This window comes from Cryobacterium sp. Y11, from assembly GCF_002929535.1.
Classification (GTDB): domain Bacteria; phylum Actinomycetota; class Actinomycetes; order Actinomycetales; family Microbacteriaceae; genus Cryobacterium.
The window spans coordinates 74,934-93,878 of record NZ_PJJO01000057.1 but is presented as its reverse complement, the minus strand read 5'-3'; the positions used below and the strand labels follow the sequence as shown (position 1 = coordinate 93,878).

17 protein-coding genes are annotated in these 18,945 nt (G+C 64.9%); 11 read left to right on the top strand and 6 right to left on the bottom strand.

The window, feature by feature from the left end; genetic code table 11:
- Positions 1–70 precede the first annotated feature (70 nt).
- From CXY75_RS11060 to CXY75_RS11045, 4 genes are all read left to right on the top strand, one after another.
- On the top strand, positions 71–2,224 hold the full coding sequence (locus CXY75_RS11060; RefSeq protein WP_104082875.1) for a DEAD/DEAH box helicase: 2,154 nt from the start codon (positions 71–73) through the stop codon (positions 2,222–2,224).
- Positions 2,225–2,369: 145 nt separating this feature from the next.
- Positions 2,370–3,158 (top strand): amino acid ABC transporter substrate-binding protein, encoded by a 789-nt coding sequence (locus tag CXY75_RS11055; RefSeq protein ID WP_104082874.1) that lies wholly within the window; start codon positions 2,370–2,372, stop codon positions 3,156–3,158.
- A 12-nt stretch (positions 3,159–3,170) separates the two neighbouring features.
- The gene (locus CXY75_RS11050; protein WP_104082873.1) at positions 3,171–3,839 is read left to right on the top strand and encodes an amino acid ABC transporter permease; all 669 of its coding nucleotides are present in this window, start codon (positions 3,171–3,173) and stop codon (positions 3,837–3,839) included.
- The gene (locus tag CXY75_RS11045; protein WP_104082872.1) at positions 3,826–4,680 is read left to right on the top strand and encodes an amino acid ABC transporter ATP-binding protein; all 855 of its coding nucleotides are present in this window, start codon (positions 3,826–3,828) and stop codon (positions 4,678–4,680) included. The genes CXY75_RS11050 and CXY75_RS11045 overlap by 14 nt, the downstream gene beginning before the upstream one ends.
- Positions 4,681–4,704: 24 nt before the next feature.
- Here the strand turns inward: CXY75_RS11045 and CXY75_RS11040 are convergent, their stop codons facing one another.
- The 5 genes from CXY75_RS11040 to CXY75_RS11020 form a co-directional block, all read right to left on the bottom strand.
- The gene (locus CXY75_RS11040) at positions 4,705–5,001 is read right to left on the bottom strand and encodes a hypothetical protein (RefSeq protein ID WP_104082871.1); all 297 of its coding nucleotides are present in this window, start codon (positions 4,999–5,001) and stop codon (positions 4,705–4,707) included.
- Positions 4,998–5,327 (bottom strand): hypothetical protein, encoded by a 330-nt coding sequence (locus CXY75_RS11035; protein ID WP_104082870.1) that lies wholly within the window; start codon positions 5,325–5,327, stop codon positions 4,998–5,000. Before CXY75_RS11035 ends, CXY75_RS11040 begins: the two co-directional genes overlap by 4 nt.
- Positions 5,328–5,705: 378 nt before the next feature.
- On the bottom strand, positions 5,706–6,257 hold the full coding sequence (locus tag CXY75_RS11030; RefSeq protein WP_104082869.1) for a hypothetical protein: 552 nt from the start codon (positions 6,255–6,257) through the stop codon (positions 5,706–5,708).
- Between the two features lie 118 nt (positions 6,258–6,375).
- On the bottom strand, positions 6,376–9,429 hold the full coding sequence (locus CXY75_RS11025; RefSeq protein ID WP_104082868.1) for an AAA family ATPase: 3,054 nt from the start codon (positions 9,427–9,429) through the stop codon (positions 6,376–6,378).
- A complete protein-coding gene (locus CXY75_RS11020; RefSeq protein ID WP_104082867.1) occupies positions 9,426–10,592 on the bottom strand; it encodes an exonuclease SbcCD subunit D in 1,167 nt (388 codons plus the stop codon). Before CXY75_RS11020 ends, CXY75_RS11025 begins: the two co-directional genes overlap by 4 nt.
- Positions 10,593–10,755: 163 nt before the next feature.
- Between CXY75_RS11020 and CXY75_RS11015 the strand changes: the two genes are divergently transcribed.
- The 7 genes from CXY75_RS11015 (at position 10,756) to CXY75_RS10985 (ending at position 18,093) form a co-directional block, all read left to right on the top strand.
- Positions 10,756–11,544, top strand: a complete 789-nt coding sequence (locus tag CXY75_RS11015; protein ID WP_104083046.1) for a DeoR/GlpR family DNA-binding transcription regulator — start codon at positions 10,756–10,758, stop codon at positions 11,542–11,544.
- Positions 11,541–12,518, top strand: a complete 978-nt coding sequence (locus CXY75_RS11010; protein ID WP_104082866.1) for a 1-phosphofructokinase family hexose kinase — start codon at positions 11,541–11,543, stop codon at positions 12,516–12,518. The genes CXY75_RS11015 and CXY75_RS11010 overlap by 4 nt, the downstream gene beginning before the upstream one ends.
- The gene (locus tag CXY75_RS11005; protein WP_104082865.1) at positions 12,515–14,530 is read left to right on the top strand and encodes a fructose-specific PTS transporter subunit EIIC; all 2,016 of its coding nucleotides are present in this window, start codon (positions 12,515–12,517) and stop codon (positions 14,528–14,530) included. Before CXY75_RS11010 ends, CXY75_RS11005 begins: the two co-directional genes overlap by 4 nt.
- Positions 14,531–14,631: 101 nt before the next feature.
- Positions 14,632–16,368, top strand: coding sequence for a phosphoenolpyruvate--protein phosphotransferase (gene ptsP, locus CXY75_RS11000; RefSeq protein ID WP_104082864.1), 1,737 nt, complete (start codon positions 14,632–14,634; stop codon positions 16,366–16,368).
- Between the two features lie 38 nt (positions 16,369–16,406).
- Complete coding sequence (locus CXY75_RS10995; RefSeq protein WP_104082863.1) at positions 16,407–16,685, top strand: HPr family phosphocarrier protein; 279 nt, start codon at positions 16,407–16,409, stop codon at positions 16,683–16,685.
- 146 nt (positions 16,686–16,831) lie between these two features.
- The gene (locus CXY75_RS10990) at positions 16,832–17,104 is read left to right on the top strand and encodes a hypothetical protein (RefSeq protein ID WP_233201849.1); all 273 of its coding nucleotides are present in this window, start codon (positions 16,832–16,834) and stop codon (positions 17,102–17,104) included.
- Positions 17,105–17,106: 2 nt separating this feature from the next.
- Positions 17,107–18,093: an FHA domain-containing protein gene (locus CXY75_RS10985; RefSeq protein ID WP_233201848.1), complete on the top strand. Its 987-nt coding sequence runs from the start codon at positions 17,107–17,109 to the stop codon at positions 18,091–18,093.
- A 33-nt stretch (positions 18,094–18,126) separates the two neighbouring features.
- On the opposite strand, the gene CXY75_RS10980 is transcribed toward CXY75_RS10985, so the two are convergent.
- A complete protein-coding gene (locus tag CXY75_RS10980; RefSeq protein ID WP_104082862.1) occupies positions 18,127–18,633 on the bottom strand; it encodes a hypothetical protein in 507 nt (168 codons plus the stop codon).
- Positions 18,634–18,945: the final 312 nt, after the last annotated feature.

Below are 18,945 nucleotides of genomic sequence, written 5' to 3'. Positions count from 1 at the left end.
AACGCCTTTTCGCGGATGCACAAATGGAAAGCGGGGCGGGAATGTCGGTGGTATCTGGCACCCTTGAAGGATGACCGACACCCGCGCATCCGCTCTGGCCATTCTGCGTACTCTCGTGGGGCGGGACGACGCCGATTTTCATGACGGGCAATACGAGGCGATTGAAACCCTGGTCGACCAGCGAAGACGCGCCCTCGTGGTGCAGCGCACCGGGTGGGGCAAGTCAGCCGTGTATTTTGTGGCGACCCTGTTGCTGCGGCGCCAGGGCGCCGGCCCCACCATTCTGGTCTCACCCCTGCTCGCACTCATGCGTGACCAGGTCGCCGCTGCGGCCAGGGCCGGCGTGCGAGCGGTCTCGATCAACTCGTCGAACGCACACGAGTGGACCGACGTGCAACGCCTGCTCGAGGCTGACGAGGTCGACGTGCTTCTGGTATCGCCCGAACGACTCAACAACCCGTCGTTTCGCGATGAGCAGCTGCCCGCCCTGATCGCGCGCGTCGGACTTCTCGTGGTCGACGAAGCGCACTGCATCTCCGATTGGGGCCACGATTTTCGCCCGGACTATCGCCGCCTGCGCGACCTCATCGCCCAGATGCCAGCCGGCGTGCCCGTGCTCGCCACAACGGCGACCGCCAACAGCCGGGTGGTGCAGGATGTCGCGGAGCAGGTGGGCATGGTCGCTGCCAGTTTCGACCAGGCCGGCGCCGGAACTACGACCGGTACCGCAGAGGTCGTCACCATTCGCGGCCCGCTAGCCCGTTCCTCGCTGCGGCTCGGCGTGCTACGCCTACCCGATTCGCGCGCCCGTCTGGCCTGGCTGCTCAGCCACCTCGGTGAGCTGCCGGGCAGCGGCATCATCTATACCCTCACCGTGGCAGCCGCCGAAGACACCGCCCGGCTCCTGCGGGGCGCCGGCCACGCGGTGCGCGCATACACCGGGCAGACCGACACGGCCGAGCGGGAAGAGTCCGAGGGGCTGCTCAAAACCAACCAAGTCAAGGCGCTCATTGCCACGAGCGCCCTCGGCATGGGCTTCGACAAGCCCGATCTCGGTTTTGTGCTGCACCTTGGCGCGCCGTCCTCCCCCGTTGCCTACTACCAGCAGGTCGGGCGCGCTGGACGTGCCACGGCGTCGGCCGACGTGCTCCTACTGCCCGGCGTCGAAGACGAGGCCATCTGGCACTATTTCGCGACCGCCTCGATGCCGAGCGAGGCCAAGGCCCTCGCCGTGATCGGCGCGCTCGAAGCCGCCGGAGCTCCCCTGTCGACGCCGGCGCTGGAGGCCAGGGTCGACCTTCGGCGCACTCCGCTCGAGCTGCTGCTCAAAGTACTCGACGTCGACGGCGCCGTGCACCGGGTCAAGGGCGGCTGGCAGTCCACCGGGCAGCCCTGGTCGTACGACGAAGAACGGTACGAACGCATCATTGCCGCGCGGCTCGGCGAGCAAAGGGCAATGCTCGAATTTGAAAGCACCACCGGCTGCCGGATGGAATTTCTGCAGCGGGCCCTCGACGACGACACCGCCGAACCCTGCGGCCGCTGCGACAACTGCCAGGGCGTGTGGTATCCGGTCAACCTAGCCGAGGGAGCAGCGGCCACGGCCACGCAATCGCTCGACCGAGTCGGCGTCGCCATTGATGTGCGCGCCCAGTGGCCCACCGGCATGAGCAGCCTCGACATCGCGGCGACCGGCAAGATTCCGCTCAACGAACGTGCGGAGCCCGGACGCGCCCTGGCCCGGCTGACCGACCTCGGCTGGGGCGGCCCCCTGCGCGACCTGTTTGCGACTGGGGCAGCGGATGCCCCAGCCACACCGGCCATGCTGGCCGCCTGTGTGCGCGTGCTCGCCGAGTGGGGGTGGGTGAAGCGGCCGGCAGCCATTGTGTCAATGCCGTCGCGGCAGCATCCGCTTCTGATTGATTCGGTCGCTCGGTCACTGTCGTCGCGCGGCCGACTACCGTGGCTTGGCGCCCTCAGCTGGTCGAACGGCGGCCCGACCGGCGAGCCGGGCGGCAACAGCGCCTACCGCCTGGCGAGCGTGTGGGACCGCTTCATGGTGGGTCCTGACCTCGCCGAGGCGCTCGCACCGTACGCTGGTCGCCCGATTCTGCTCATCGACGACCTGGCCGACAGCCGCTGGACCCTGACAGTGGCAGTACGGGTGCTGCGTCAGCACGGCGCCTCGGATGTGCTTCCGTTCACGCTCGCGCTGCGCTCCTAGCTGGCAGGCGCCCCGCCATCGGGGGCAACTGGAATACTCGAACCCGACTGTGCGTTGTTACGCTGGTAGGCCGCTACCTGCGGCTTCCGCACAATCTGGGCGACACCCGCGCTCAGCCCCACTTAGCTTGTAAGGCATTTCTCTCATGAAGTTCAGATTCATTCCGGCTGCCGTGCTCAGTGTCGTCGCCCTCGCCCTCACCGGCTGCTCCGCCTCGAGCGCTACCGACGATTCGCTGAGCAGCGTACTCGACTCCGGCACCCTCGTGATCGGCACCGAGGGCACCTACCGGCCGTTCTCGTTCCACGAGGGCGGTTCGGGCAAACTCACCGGCTACGACGTTGAGGTGGCGCGCGCCGTAGCCGCCGAGCTCGGCGTCGAGGCCACGTTTGAAGAAACCCAGTGGGATGCCATTTTCGCTGGTCTCACCGCCGGCCGCTGGGATACCATCGCCAACCAGGTGGCGATCACGCCTGAGCGTCTCGAGACCTACGAGTTCTCCACGCCATACACCTACTCCACCGGTGTCATTGTGGTTCCCGCGGACAACACGTCGATCACGTCGTTTGCGAGCCTGGCCGGTCTGACCACGGCGCAGTCGCTGACCAGCAACTGGTATAAAATGGCCACCGAAAGCGGCGCGAACGTCGAAGCTGTCGAGGGTTGGGCCCAGTCGGTCACCCTCGTCGAGCAGGGTCGAGTGGATGCCACGGTCAACGACAAACTGACCTTCCTCGACTACCAGAAGACCAACGACGCTACCAACCTGAAGATTGCCGCCGAAACCGAAGAACGCTCCGAGACCGCCTTCGCTTTCGCGAAGGACGGCACGGCTTTAGCCGAGGCCGTGAGCGAAGCGCTGTCGACCCTCAGCAGCGACGGAACACTCGCCGAGCTCTCCGATAAGTACTTCGGCGACGACGTCAGCCAGTAATCTGACTATTCGATGATTCAGCCTGATTGGGAGTTGTTCGTCAACTCGCTGTGGCCGCTGCTCGATGGCGCGGTGCGCGGTACGATCCCGCTTGCCCTCGCGTCGTTCGCAATCGGTCTCGTGCTCGCGCTTGTACTCGCTCTGATGCGCTTGTCATCGAAACGCGCTCTCGCCGCCATCGCCCGCGGCTATATATCGATTGTGCGTGGCACCCCGCTGCTCGTGCAACTGTTCGTGATCTTCTATGGACTGCCATCGATCGGCGTGCTCATCGACCCCTGGCCGAGCGCCATCGTGGCCTTTTCAGTCAACGTCGGCGGCTATGCGGCCGAGGTCATTCGGGCCGCGATTCTCTCGGTCCCAAAGGGTCAGTGGGAAGCCGCATACATGATCGGCATGTCGCGCAATCGAGCCCTCACCCGCATCATCCTGCCGCAGGCTGCCCGGGTGTCGGTGCCACCGCTGTCGAACACGTTTATCAGCCTGGTCAAAGACACCTCGCTCGCCTCCCTGATCCTCGTCACCGAACTGTTCCGCGAGGCGCAGCAGATCGCAGCCTTCAGCCAGAAATTCATGCTTCTCTACCTCGAAGCAGCCCTGATCTACTGGGTTATCTGCCTGATACTCTCCACTGGTCAGGGTTTTCTCGAGAAGCGATTGGACCGCTATGTCGCCCGTTGATCTGCCCGCCGGCGTTGGTTCCGGCCGAACGGATGCCGCTCCTCTACTTCGCGTGCGCGGTCTGAAGAAGAGTTTTGGCAGCAATCGGGTGCTGGAGTCGGTGGATCTGGCTGTCGGCCCTGGCCGGGTGCTCGCGCTAATCGGACCCTCCGGCTCGGGCAAGACCACGATTTTGCGCTGCCTGAATGGGCTCGAACTGCCCGACGGCGGCACTATCGAGGTCGCAGCCGCCGCCAGTGCTGACGCTGACACTGGTCAGGGCCGGGGTTCCACATCGACCGCGGTAGTCGTCGATTTCGCCGCGAAGACCTCGCCGAAACAACTCGCGGCCTTGCGCGACCGGTCAGCCATGGTGTTTCAGCTCTACAACCTGTTTCCGCACAAAACCGTTCTGCAGAACGTGATTGAGGGTCCGGTCGTCGTGCAGCGCCGCCCGCTCGCCGAGGTTACGGCCGAGGCGCTCGCCCTGCTTGAGCGGGTCGGCCTGACCAATAAGCGAGATAGCTACCCGTTCGAGCTCTCCGGCGGCCAACAGCAGCGGGTCGGCATCGTGCGTGCACTGGCTTTACGACCGCAGCTGCTTCTGTTCGACGAACCGACGTCCGCTCTCGATCCGGAACTCGTCGGTGACGTACTGCGTCTGATCAAGGAGCTCGCCGACGAGGGCTGGAGCATGGTGATCGTTACCCATGAACTCGAATTCGCCCGCGAGGTCGCGCACGAAATAGCATTTGTCGACGGCGGAACCATCGTCGAGCACGGTGACCCGAAACAGCTACTGCGTCACCCCCAGCAGGAACGCACCCGCCAGTTTCTGTACCGACTGCTCAACCCGTTCTAAACCGTGGGCACCGAAGCGGTGGCGCTACGGGTGGGGCGTGATGATCACGACGGTGATGCGGTCTATTCCAGGGCCGTAGTGCCAGTAGATGCGACCGGCCGTTGGCGTGCGGTGTTCAATGTAGGAATCCCAAACGGCTTCCCCCTTCTTACCGGCGAGCGACACATACTTGTGGGAACGCAAGGCAGGGTCTTCGGGGTTCAACTGCAGCCGGCCGAGCGCAGTACGTACCCGCTTCAGCCGACCGACGAGCTGTGGTTTCGCTTCCAGTATGGAGAGCCCGGAGGCCGCCTCTCTTGTCAGAAGGAGCGTAAAACTCATGACCGGGGCTCTGCTGTGGCGCTCTCGTTTTCGAGCGGATGCTCATCTTCCGCGTACCGAGTGAAGTCACCACCCTCGCTCGTTTCGTCCTTAGAACTGTGTTCGAGTCCACGCACCAGAGCGGCACGAATGCCCGCGTCGTCCCAGACCAGCAGTTCGCGGCGAGGAATCGACACGAGTGGAGTCAACAGAATCTCACCCTCAGCGTTCACGGCAACGGCGTACCGATCGTCACGGTGCACGCCGGCCTTGCCAAAGGCCATTCTGGAACGCTCGTCGGCGCTCACTTCGCCCATCGGAACGAAATCCGACTTCAGTTCCACCATGTCGTCACCCAATCATCTGGTGGCAGTGACTCGCAAGGGTAAACACCCTGGCAGGACATTGCCCGTCTGGAAAATGAGATTACCCCAGATCTACATGTGGGTAAACCCCTAGTCAGGACTTTCTAGAGACGTATACTTCGCACCGGGATGCAATCACCCTGAGCGTATTCGCGCCAGCACAACGAACCGCGAACCCGCAAACCGCACTGCGGCGCGGCAACCAGGGCCAGCCTCGGTGCTCCCGCTGGGGCCACACACAGAAAGATCAGTCCGGCCGGTAGGGCGATCGGACTGATCTAGACAGCTGTAATATACAGCCCCGTAGGCACCCGCTCAAGCACCAGAACACTTATTTTTGACCCAGTTTGCGCGGGCAGGTTACCGGGCTGGGCACGTCACGGCCTGCAGACCGATCGAACGCAGCGACCGTGATTTTTGCTTGGTGCGGGGAACTGGACCGGGCGGGGTGTCGGCCCGCTCCAGAAGGTAACGGGTGACCGTGTTCCAGTCGGGAAACTTCGGGGTCAGAAATTTAATGAGCTCGCCCTCGAAGCGATCAGCGCCAACGGCAGACCCGTCATCCACCAGAAAGTCACCACGGTTGAGGTGCTTGTGGTGCGAGAGAATCAGCCTCTTATAGGCTGGGCCGTTGGTGCCGGCTCCCAGGTGTTCCTGTACCCACTCCAGTTTGTGTTGCCAGGCACTCGCGTTGCCCCACGGCGCCATTGACAAGATGTACGTATCAAACGACTGAGCCAGGGTTTGGAAGGCCGCGATGGCACCGCTGATCGGTTCCATGCGGGCGAAAATGCCGGGTACTTCATCGAGACGTTTCTCGTAACGGCGGTACTCCGCATTGGTGAGCCGGTCGATGCCCGACTGTACGTTCACGAGGGTGTTGTCGAGGTCGATGTAGAGAATCTTTTTCATGCGTGCTCCCTGGCCTGCGCGCGTCGTTGCGCAATGTTCTGATCGTGACAGGGTCACCCCGGATCGGCAATACCTGAGAGAAACTTCATCGCCCGGGGCACTCCGTCACCCGGCGCCATCACCCTGCGTCGTCACCCGTCTCAATGCGGCTGTATCCCTGCTCAGTCACGACGATGCGCAGCGCCGCCGGGATCTGCTCCTTCATCGAGTCAACGTGGCTGATCAGGCCGATCGTGCGCCCGCCAGCACGCAGCGTATCCAGCGTGCTCATGGCCGTCTCGAGGGTTTCAGCGTCGAGCTGGCCGAATCCCTCGTCGACAAACAGAGTGTCGAGGGTTATGCCGCCTGCCTGCCCGGTCACGACCTCAGCGAGCCCCAGCGCGAGGGAGAGGGAGGCGAGGAACGTTTCGCCTCCCGACAGGGAATGGGTGGCCCGAGCGCGACCCGTGTATTCGTCACGGATGGCCAGCCCCAGACCAGACCGCGCCCCACCAAAGGCGAGCGAATCATCGTGCTCGAGGGTGTAACGGCCGCTCGTCATGGTGCGGAGCCGCGTATTGGCGGCCGCTACGATCTCTTCAAGCTGCGCGGCCAGCACGTAATTCTCCAGCCGCATCCGTTTCGTGTTGGGCTCATCACCGTGCACCACATCCGCTAGCTGACGCACCTGCTGCTGCACCCGCTGCAGCTGACCGGATGCCGACAACAGCGCGGCGACTCGGCCAGCGATTTCGGAGAGGGTCGCGCTCCGCTCGAGTAGGGAACTGTGGCGGGTCAGCGCGGCATCGCGGGCGATGCTGGCCGCGGCAAGGTCAGCTCTGCTCGGTTCTACGTCGACCGGTGCGGAAGGGAGGCCGGCGAGGTCGGGGTGCGCGAGCACGGCACGGGCCGTCGCCAGCCCGTCATCATGCACGCGCAGCGCGCTCGTGCGCCGCTCGATCTCTGCCTGGTCGAGTCGAGCGGTCAGCGCCGTCTCCTCATCGGTGAAGTCTTCTTCAGCCAACTGCGTACGCAACCGCGCGCTGGCGGCGTCGTGCGCCATGCCGAATTCGTCAACCAGGCTCAGTGCACTGGCGAGCGTGCGAGCCTGGTCTAACTCGTCGTGAAGGTGGCTCGCCTGGCCGCGAACGGTCTCGAATTGGCCGCGCTGACCGATCACGCGATCGAAGACGACCTGGCGCGCGCTGACCGCTGTGGCATGCGCCGTACTGGCCCGATCACGCTGACCGCGCAGCGTCTCGACACTCGCGGCCGCGCTGGTCGCACTGGACTGCAGCTGGCTGAGCTCAGCTTGCAATTCGGGCAGTATGGTGGCGGCCCGACCAGCCAGTCGGTGCGCTTCGGACGCTGCGTCATGCTCGGCCGTGAGCGCGGTTACATCACGGCCGCTGGTGACCGCGCGCGCTTCGGCCAAACGCAGGTCGACCGATTGCACCGCATTCTGGGCCAGGAGGAGTTGACTTTGCCGGTCGGAGACCGTGCTGCGAGCGGTGTCGATATCGTGGGTCGTGACGGGCTCATCGTGGCCGAGGGCCGGTTGCGGGTGCGCCGTTGACCCACAGACAGCACAGGCGTCCCCGGTGACCAGCCGTGTAGCGAGCTCAGCGGCGAATCCCGAGAACCGCCGGGCGAGCACGCTTTCATAGTGCGCTGCCGCATCGGTGTTGTCGCCGCTCGCTACCAGCTCTGCTTGCTGTGCACTAAGGAGGGTGACGCTGAGACGGTCGATGGTCTGTGCTGCGGCCAAGGAGAGCGCGGCCCGGTCGAGCGTGATTGTGGTGTCACCGTGGCGGGCGGCCGCGCGCAGCGCTTCGGAGTACTCAGCGGCGATCGTGTCTATTTGTTCTGGCAGGGCCTCGGCCTGAGCACGGGCGTTCTCGAGATCGGTCGTGCGCTCGGTCTGCTGGGTCAACAGCTCGGCGATCTCGGCGTCGAGCGCTGGCAGGGCGAGCTCATCGGTGAGGGCGTCATCGAGCGCGCCAAGGCGGCCGAGCAGTCCGTCGATGACCGACTGGAGCTGCTCAAGCGTTTCGGGGGGCGTCGCATCCGTTTGCCCCCGACCGGCGGTATCGACGCCATGAACGTCGGCGGAGACAGCACCAACCGCGGTTGGCACGGCCGCGCGGCCACGCTCGCGCACTGACTGCGCGGTAACCAGCGCGGCCCGTGCAGCGTCGAGCGCGCCGGCAGCTTCGCGGCGCTCACGAATCTGTGGCCACACTCGAGCGGCGCGGGCAGCGTCGTGTAGCTGGGCCCGCTCTCGACCGATGTCGTCTTGCCGGGCCTCGAACGCAGCCAGAGCGCTCACGGCAGCGGATAGGCGCGTCTGACGCTGCTCGGTCTGCACCAGCAACTGGTGTCGGTCTGTCGCTGCGGTCAGTTCTACGATGGCGTGCGCCTGTTCGGCAGTTGCAACGTCGAGCTGTCCGGTAAGTACCTGCTCGGCGTTGGCGAACCACTCCGCAGTGGGCGCGGCACCAGCAGCGTCGGCGAGTGGCCCCTCGTCGCGGAGCAGCAGCACGGCAGCGGCTTGCTGCTGCGCGAGGTCGCGCTGGCTCGTCGCCAGCTGCTCATCCAGGCCCTTGCGACGCAAAATCAGCGCCGCCTCCAGCTGCTCGAAGCGGCTGGTATTGAATAGGGTGCGCAACACCGCGCGACGTTCCTCGGTCTTGGCCAGGAGGAAACGTTGGAATCGATTCTGCGCGAGCAGGATCACCTGCAGAAACTGGTCGACCTTCAGCGGGAGGATCGCGTCGAGCTCGTGCCCGACGGCAACGGGCTTGGCTGCGATGCCGCGCCAGGAGTCGCCATCGAGAATCTGGAGTACAGCGGTTGGCGCGGCCCCGGTAACCCCGGTGCCGCTCTTCTTGGGCCTCTCATAGGGTGGAGTGCGCAGTAGCCGGTACCTGGACTGGTTCACGCTGAAGTCGAGTTCGACAAAGGTCGGGTCATCCACGTCACAATGATCGCTGCGTAATTTAAGTTCACTGCCGTCGAAACGCGGAACCTGGTTGTACAGGGCGAAACAGATGGCGTCGAGAAGGCTGGACTTACCGGCACCGGTCTTGCCGGAGATCAGAAAGATGCCGTCGTCGTCGAAGCGTTCAAAGTTGACGAGCTGCTCGTTCTTGTATGGTCCGAATCCGGCCAGGCGCAAGCGCAGAATTTTCATGAGTTGGCCGCCCGCGTCGACTGTTCGGTGAGAAGTTCGGCCAGGAGCGCGGTCTCAAAGTCGGTCGGTCCCACGCCATTGCGCACGAACGACAGGAAGCCGGCGATAATCTCGGGGTCGCTCGTGGCGGTTCGAATGCGCTCGGCGTAGCTGCTGTCACCGACATCCATTTGAATGGCCGGGCGGTGTTCGAGCGCGACCCCGTGCGGAAACCGTTCCTGTAGGGAGCGCATGGCATCGAGCGGTCGCACCTGATCGGTGAGAATCGCCTTCACCCAATCCCCCTCCCGGTCGGCGTAGGCCGCATCCTCCAGCAGATCGCTCAGCTCGCCGGTGAGCACGGTGAGTCTGCGCGGAACCGGCAGGTCAACCCACTCGACGGCGCCCAGCCCCCCGGCATCGAGTTCGACCAGCCAAACCCCGCGCGGTTTTTCGGCCTCGGCGAAGGAGTAATGCAGCGGCGCCCCGGAGTATCGCACCCGCTCGGTCAGTGTGGCCCGACCGTGAATGTGGCCGAGGGCCACATAGTCGCATCCGTCAAAGACGCCGAGCGGAACCACATCGAGTCCGCCGGCGGTGATGTCACGTTCCACATCACTCGCCGCACTGGCCGGCATGACCCCGGCGGCGAAACAGTGTGAGAGCACCACGCTTCGGCCACCGCGCACAGTTAAATCTTCGCGAATCTGAGTCATGGCAAAGTCGAGCACCTGTTCGTGTGTTTTCAGCGGCACGCCGGGATAGAGATGTCGAATGAGTACGGGCTCCAGGTACGGGATGCCATAGAAATGCACCGGGCCGTATTCATCAGTGATGCTGATCGGCTCGAGATATTGTTCGGGCCGGGTCACGACATGAATTCCCGCGAGGGCAGCCCACTCCGACTGGAACCCGAGCCTCGTCGCCGAGTCGTGGTTGCCGCTGGTCATGACAACGGATGCTCCGACCGCCTTCAAACGCCGCAAGGCGCTGGTCAGCAGCGCGTAGCTCTCTTTCGAGGGCATCGCAGAGTCGAAGACGTCGCCAGCGACCGCCACCACGTCGACACCCCGCACGCGCACGATCTCAATGAGCGCATCGAGCACTTGGCCGAGGTGTTCGAGCGTCGAATGGGTATGGAAGGTGCGCCCGATGTGCCAGTCCGAGGTGTGCAAAATCTTCATACCATTCACGCTACCGCCGACCACTGACAGGACCGACCGCGCAGCTGCCGCGCGCAAATTCTTTGTTTATCTTCTATATTCTTGACAAACAAAAATAAACACAGCTAAAGTCAATGAAACCAACTTTTTGTGGCCAGAGTCACTCATCGCCCCGGAGGCATCCGTGTTCGCCGAAGAACGTCAACTCCTTATCGCCGCGCTCGTGGCAACCGAGGGCCGGGTCACCGTGACCGAGCTCGCCACGCGTTTCGCCATCACCGCCGAGACCGTGCGGCGCGACCTCGACACCCTTGAAGCCTCCCGTCAGTTGCGCCGCGTGCACGGCGGCGCCGTCTCCATCGACCGTCTGAGCTTGTCAGAGCCGAGTCTCGATGAACGCCAAACGCAACGCCGGGGCGAGAAATCGCGCATCGCCGACGCCGCCGTCCGCATGATTCCGACCAGCCGCACCGGTTCAATCCTGCTCGACGCCGGCAGCACCACCGAACTCCTTGCCGATCGATTGGCTGGCTGGACCCCCGCCAACACCGGCGACCAGCTGCTCGTGATCACCAACGCCGTTCCGATCGCCGGCAAATTGTCCAGCAACGACGCCATCAACCTGCACATTCTCGGCGGCCGGGTGCGCGGCCTCACCAGCGCAATCGTCGGCGCCGGAACGGTCGCCCAACTCGCAGCTCTGCGCCCCGACATCGCCTTCATCGGTGCCAATGGCATCAGCGCGGGCTTCGGCCTCAGCACACCAGACTCGGTCGAAGCCGCCGTTAAATCCGCGATCGTCGCCGCGGCCAGGCGAGTCGTCGTGCTCGCCGACTCGTCCAAACTCGACCAGGAAACGCTGGTCTGCTTCGCTGCCCTGGCCGCGATCGACACTCTGATAACGGATGCCGAACCATCCGCCGCCCTGGCCGAAGCCCTGGCCGCGGCCGACGTCGACGTGGTGATCGCATGATCGTCACCCTGACCCCCAACCCGAGCCTCGACCGCACGATCGAACTGGCCGGCCCGCTTGAGCGCGGCGAGGTGCAACGCGCGGTCGCAGCGCACAGCGAACCCGGCGGCAAGGGCGTCAACATTTGCCGCGCCCTCGCCGCGAGTGGCATCTCGAGCCTCGCCATCCTGCCGGGCGACGCGACCGACCCGGTGCTGCTCGCCCTGACCAGCCACGGAATTCCGCACCTCGGCCTCCCGATCGGCGCGCCGCTTCGCAGCAACGTAGCAATCACCGAACCCGACGGAACAACCACCAAACTCAATGAACCCGGGCCGGTGCTGAGCCTTGCCCAGCAGAACGCCCTCGTCGACCTCGTGCTTGAGCGAGCGGTCGGCGCCAGCTGGCTCGTGCTAGCCGGGTCGGTTCCGCCGGGAGTGCCAGACGATTTCTATGCCCGTATCATTCGCGACGTGCGTGAACGCCTCGGAGCTGCGGCACCCCTCGTCGCCGTTGATTCCTCCGGTGGCCCCCTAGCCGCTGCGGCCCGGGCCCGGCCCGACCTGCTCAAACCCAACGCCGAGGAGCTCGCCGAGCTCAGCGGACTGTTCGACGGTGCCACGCTCGAAGCGAACCCCGAGCTCGTCGTCGACGCGGCTCGCGTTCTCATCGCTGGCGGCGTCGGAGCCGTACTGGCTACTCTCGGCGCACAGGGCGCCGTGCTCGTCACGGCCGAGGGCAGCTGGCTCGCCACCACTCCTCCGATGATCGCCGTGAGCACCGTCGGCGCCGGTGACTCGGCCCTGGCCGGCTATCTGCTGCACAGCACCGCCGGAGCGAGCGCCCCCGATTGCCTGCGCCAGGCCGCAGCCCACGGCGCCGCCGCGGCTTCCCTCCCTGGTTCCACTGTTCCTGCCCTGCGTCAAACCAACCCCAGCGATGTCACCGTGACGCCGCTGGCATCAACCACACATCCAAAGGAGGATGACCAGTGAGTGCACTGATTACCCCGGAGCTCGTTGTTCTGGACACCTTTCTCGGCACCGAGCCGAAAGACGTCATTCGGCACCTGGCCGAGCTTGTCGTCGGCGCCGGCCGCGCCACCGAGATCGAGTCGCTCTATGCGGATGCTCTCGCTCGCGAAGCGAAGACCGCCACCGGAATCCCTGGTGGCCTCGCCATTCCACACTGCCGTTCCGCGGCTGTGCGTGAGCCGACACTCGCCCTGGCTCGCCTATCAACCCCGGTCGACTTCGGCGCGAAAGACGGCCCAGCTGATCTGGTCTTTCTGATCGCGGCGCCGGAGGGTGCCGACCAGGAACACCTGAAGATACTGGCGACGCTCGCCCGCTCGCTCATGAAGAAGGACTTCACCGCCGCCCTGCGCGGCGCATCGACTGCGAATGAGATCGTCGCACTCGTGAACACCGTTGTCGCCCCGGTTGCCGTTCCGGCCGGCGCCCACGCCGAAGGCACCGACAATAACGCCAATGCCGGCACCGGCCCTGCCACGTCAGGAATGAAGCGCATCGTCGCCGTGACGGCCTGCCCAACCGGTATCGCGCATACCTATATGGCGGCCGACTCGCTCGTGGCCGCTGCCAAGGCCCTGGGTGTTGACCTGCAGGTTGAGACACAGGGTTCGGCCGGCCTCACCCCGCTCGACCCCAGCGTCATTGCTGCCGCCGACGCCGTGATCTTCGCCGTTGACGTCGACGTGCGCGGCCGGGAGCGTTTCGCTGGCAAGCCGGTCATCACTGCCCCGGTCAAGCGCGGTATCGACGAACCGGGCCGGCTGATCGAGGAGGCCCTCGCGGCAGCCCTCAACCCGAACGCGCGCCGCGTGAGCGGTACCGCAGACCTCGGCGGAGCATCCGATGAGAAGAGCGAGCACTTCGGGCAGAAGCTCAAGCGCGCACTGCTCACCGGTGTCAGCTACATGATTCCCTTCGTCGCCGGCGGAGGGCTACTCATCGCCCTCGGCTTTTTGCTCGGCGGCTACGAGATCACCGAGGTCGCCGATGACGTCGTGCTGAACAATAGCCTGTTCAACCTGCCCGACGGCGGCATGCTCACCTACCTCGGGGCGGTCTTCTTCAAGATCGGCGCCCTGTCGATGGGCTTCCTGGTTCCTGCGCTGGCTGGCTACATCTCCTTCGCTATCGCCGACCGCCCCGGTATCGCACCGGGCTTCGTCGCCGGCGCCGTCGCCGGGTTCATGGGCGCTGGCTTCCTTGGCGGCATCGTCGGCGGCCTGCTCGCCGGTGTCGTGGCCGCGAGCTTCACCAAGCTCAACGTTCCGCGCTGGCTGCGCAGCCTGATGCCCGTCGTGATCATTCCGCTGGTCGCGTCGATCGTCGCCTCCGGTTTGATGTTCATCGTGCTCGGTGGGCCCATCGCCCTGCTCACCGTAGGACTGGGCGACTGGTTGAACGGCATGACCGGGGCATCCGCTGTCATTCTCGGCGTCATTCTCGGCCTCATGATGGCCTTCGACCTCGGCGGCCCGGTCAACAAGGTCGCCTACGCGTTCGCCGTCGCCGGCCTCGGCGCCGCTAGCCTGGCCAACCAGGCGCCGTGGCAGATTATGGCCGCGGTCATGGCTGCGGGCATGGTGCCACCGCTCGCGATGGCCCTCGCCACCGTGCTCGACAAGAAGTTGTTCAGCCTGGTCGAGCGCGAAAACGGCAAGGCGGCCTGGCTGCTCGGTGCGTCATTCATCTCCGAGGGCGCCATTCCGTTCGCCGCCGCCGACGTGTTCCGAGTGATCCCTGCCAGCATGCTCGGTGCCGCCGTAACCGGCGGGTTGTCGATGGCCTGGAATGTCACGAGCAAGGCACCACACGGCGGAGTGTTCGTGTTCTTCGCGATCGACAACTTCTGGCTGTTCCTACTCGCCATTGCGATCGGTACCGTGGTCTCCGCCTTCGCTGTGGTCGGCCTCAAGCGCTACGCCGTGCGCAAGCGCCCGGTTGATGCCCCGGAAGTCGTTCTCGCTACGGTCTGACAAGATAGGAACCAACCGTTATCGCTACCCGCGCACAACGGAACGCAGGGCACCACGTAGTACAGAGGCGCCAGCCGAATGCTGGGCAGACAGAATCGAGAATGATCGTGCAGACGCTTTCCGGCAAGGCCCCTTTTGATCAGGCCGAAACCGGCCGCACGTTCACCGGAGTTGGCGTCAGCCCCGGCCGCATTATCGGTTCCGTCCTAATGATGCCCCACGCGGTGCGCGAACCGGGCGTCGGCGAGCGTCTGGCCGACGGTACGTCGGCGGAGGAGGCATCCGCTGCCCTTCGTGCTGCAGCGAAAGCCGTGCAGACTAACCTCACGGCACGCTCGGTTGGCGCTTCCGGCGCCGGCCGGGAGGTGCTCGAGGCGACCGCCCTGATGGCTAACGACCCGATGCTCGTCAAGGCCGCCGTCAAACTCATCATCAATGGCGCCTCGGCGGAGCGAGCTATTTGGGACGCGGCCGCCTCGGTGGCCGAGATGCTGCACAACCTCGGCGGCTACATGGCCGAGCGGGCGACCGACGTACTCGACGTGCGCGGTCGCATCGTCGCCGAGCTACGCGGCGTGCCAGCCCCCGGAATTCCCTACTCGGACACACCCTTTATTCTGGTCGGTGAAGATCTCGCACCGGCCGATACCGCCACCCTCGACCCGTCGAAGGTGCTGGCGCTCGTCACCTCGAGTGGCGGTCCGCAGTCGCACACCGCCATCATTGCTCGCGCCCTGGGATTGCCGGCCGTGGTCGCAGCACTAGGCGTCGATGGCCTGACCGATGGTGCCCGGGTTTTCGTTGATGGTGCGGCCGGCACGATCCTGGTCAACCCAGGGGGGGCTGAGGTCGCCCTAGCTGAGGCGTGGGAGACGACAACCGCCGCCCTGGCCCTGTTCGACGGAACCGGACGGCTGGCCGACGGTCACCTGGTTCCGCTGCTCTCCAACGTCGGCGGAGCCGCTGACGCGGTTAAGGCCGCTGCCGCTGGTGCCGAGGGCGTTGGCCTGCTGCGCACCGAATTCTGCTTTCTAGAACGCGAGACCGAACCTACCATCGCCGAACAGGTTGCGGCCTATCGCGGTGTGTTCGATGCGTTCCCCGGCAAGAAGGTCGTCGTGCGTACCCTGGATGCCGGCGCCGACAAGCCACTACCGTTTCTTACGGATGCCTCGGAGCCGAACCCGGCGCTCGGCGTGCGCGGCTACCGCACCGATTTCACCTCCCCCGGAGTGCTCGAGCGCCAGCTTCAGTCCATTGCCCAGGCCGCCGAGGATACCCAGGCACAGGTCTGGGTGATGGCCCCGATGATCGCAACGGCAGAAGAAGCCGAACATTTTGCCGGCCTCTGCGCCGCAGCGGGCCTGAAAACGCCCGGCGTGATGGTCGAGGTTCCCTCGGCTGCACTCACCGCCGCGAGCATTCTTCAGCACGTCGATTTCGTCAGCCTCGGTACCAACGACCTCACCCAGTACGCCATGGCCGCCGACCGGCAGCTCGGCACGCTCGCAGCGCTCAACACACCGTGGCAGCCCGCCGTGCTGCACCTAATTCGGCTGACTGTGGCCGGGTCCATCGACGAAGGCAACAACAAGCCGGTCGGCGTCTGCGGGGAGGCCGCCGCCGACCCAGCCCTGGCCGTCGTGCTGGTCGGCCTCGGCGTGTCAACCCTGTCTATGACAGCGCGCGCCCTCTCGTCCGTCGCCGCGGTGCTCGCGAGCGTCACTCTGCCGGAGGCCCGGCAGCTCGCTGGTCTGGCGCTCACAGCGCATTCAGCAACGGATGCCCGTCGCCTCGTTCGTGAGAAACTCCCCATACTGAACACGCTGGGTTTGTAACCCGAACATTGCTCTATCTGCCTACCCTGGAGGACCCTATGTCTGAACGAACCGCCGTCATCGCAAGCCGCGTCGGCCTGCACGCCCGCCCAGCCGGAATCTTTGTCGCCGCCGTCGGGGAGCTGCCCATTGAGGTCACCATCGCCATGGCCGGCGAACCGGCCGATGACGCGATGGATGCCTCGAGCATCCTCTCCATTATGAGCCTCGGTGCGTCCAACGGCGACACCGTCGTGCTGCGGGCCGACGGCGAGGGTGCCGACGACGCACTCGACTCCCTCGTGAAAATCCTCGAGACCGACCTCGACGCCGAATAATTTCTTCTCCCCGTTTCTGAGCAATCCTTTACCGCACGCAACTAGGTAACTAAGCTAAGTAAACCTTGAGGGCACCCTGCCATCTCGAAACCGGCGCACCTACCGGAACCTGCAGCATCACCTGTGCGAGCGAATAGGAACCTACCGTGACTGAACGACAGACGTACCTGGGCAATGTCGAGAGCACCAACGACTCCGAGGAACACAGCATCAAGGACTGGACCGATCTCGGCCAGGAGATGTGGTCGTATCTCACGGGCAAGGGCGCGGCCATCAACTACACTTTCATCGATATGGTCGTTGAGGTCCCCCGCGATATCGGCCCAGACGCCCCACGCGCGCTCTGGAAGCTCAACGGCACGCTGCGGGTTACCACCAGCGACGAGAAATCACTCGGCGCAGACCCTTTTCGGGGCTGACCGTGAGCTCCCGAGCGGGCTCCACAGCGCGGGACTCGAAATCTGCCGGCTCTCGCATCAGTCTGCAGATCGATCTTGCGTTCTCCCTGGCCGAGCTACCGGGTGAAATCGGCCTTTTACCCGCTGGTTCCAGCCCAGAATCGACGGGAGCGGCGTTCGGGGATTCCTTCGGGAAAGAGGATGCCCTGCAGGGCACGGTCACCGCCGACGGTACGGAAATTGCCGTGTTCACGAGCAACCCCGAAATGTTCGTGCGGGGGCGCGCGCTCAACCTGGAACCGCTGCGCACGTTGGCCTCCGAGTTGGCGTCCCGCGGTCTGACTGTGGCCATCACTGGCCCGGACGGGCTGATCGCCCGACTGGGGGACGTGCAGGCATCCGTCACCCAACGTCTGCTGACGCGGTCTCCACACATCGTTCTCGGGTCACGTAACGCCCTCGGGCCGCTCCTGCAGGCACGAACGCGGGGGCAGGCGCGCAGGCCGGTCGCCATTCCGCTGCCACCATCAACCGTGTTTCCCCTCGCGCCGACGTTCGAGCGCCGCAGCCGGCGCAGGGTCACGACGACGCACTACCGGTCGGGTAGCGGGCGGCCGCGCCTGATTTTCGTTGTGGGTTCGGAGAATTGGAACGGGCAGATGCCCCGGGAATTTAACCTGCTGCCGGGTATTACGACGATCGGCTCATCGAACAGCGCCGACCTGCAATTGCCCGGCCTGAAACCAGTGCATGCCGAGATTCGCCACGATGACAATGATGAATATCGACTGTTTGCGATCGGTGCGGTCGCGGGCAGTTCCCGGCCGGTCGATGACGAGCACGGCATGAACAATGGCCTGATTCTGCGTACCGGTTCGCGACTCGAGATGGGGCCGTGGCGGATGGGCTATTTTCGGGAGGAGTTCGCCGACCATGGCCGCCCATTCGGCGGTCGCGTTGGCGGCGAACTGGCCTACCAAAAACCGCAGCCACCCCGACCACGCGCTTGACGTCCGCGGGGTGCCGCGCCTTCTGCGGCACCCTTAGGGTGTGAAGAGTCCGGTCCAGACCGCGCGCGACCCCGATTCTCCGATGAGGGCGACGGTCACCACCGATCCGATCGCGCTCACCAGAACGACCAGGTCGAGAATAACGGTGGCTACGAGACGCCTCGTACGGCTCGGCACAGCCGAGGCGAACCGGGCGCCAGCGGCGGCTAGATAGCGATACCACAACCATTGCACGGCGGCAACGATAAAGAGCCCGATCACCCACGGCAACAACATTTTGCCAAGCGACGTGTGCGTGCCCATGAGCGGCGTGACATTGACGATGCGCGACTGCAGCCACTCTCCCGCCTGTACCGCCAGGGGAACCAGCACCAGCGCGGCGAGGGCAACGAGTGGCGTCACGATGCCCAGCCGTCGCCGCGCGGTCGGCCAGAACGCGGTGAGCAGAAGGCACAGTGCAGCCAGCGGCACCACGATCACCACCGCGTGCACGATGAGAACGTGCAGCGGCAGTCCGTTGAATTCCCAATCGATGTTCATCAGCTTCTCCCCTGTTATCTGTGTGCGCAGTGCCGGGGTGCGCGACGGCAACCGCGCACATTGGTGCGCCTGATCATTGCACGATTCGAAGTGCTGCAACGTGATTGGGGCAGCTGGCTGCGGGCGGACGCCAATCCTCGGGGAACGCCGGGTTTCGCCACCGGTCGCTACAGCATGACTTGCCGGAGGCAAAATACCACCATTTCCGGTTTTCTGCTGTCCCCATCAATGGGGAGGACGTCACCCTGTCTGTCCCCGCTAGCGTGGAAGGATCGAACCGATTACCTGAGTCGGCGATGGAACGGACAATCA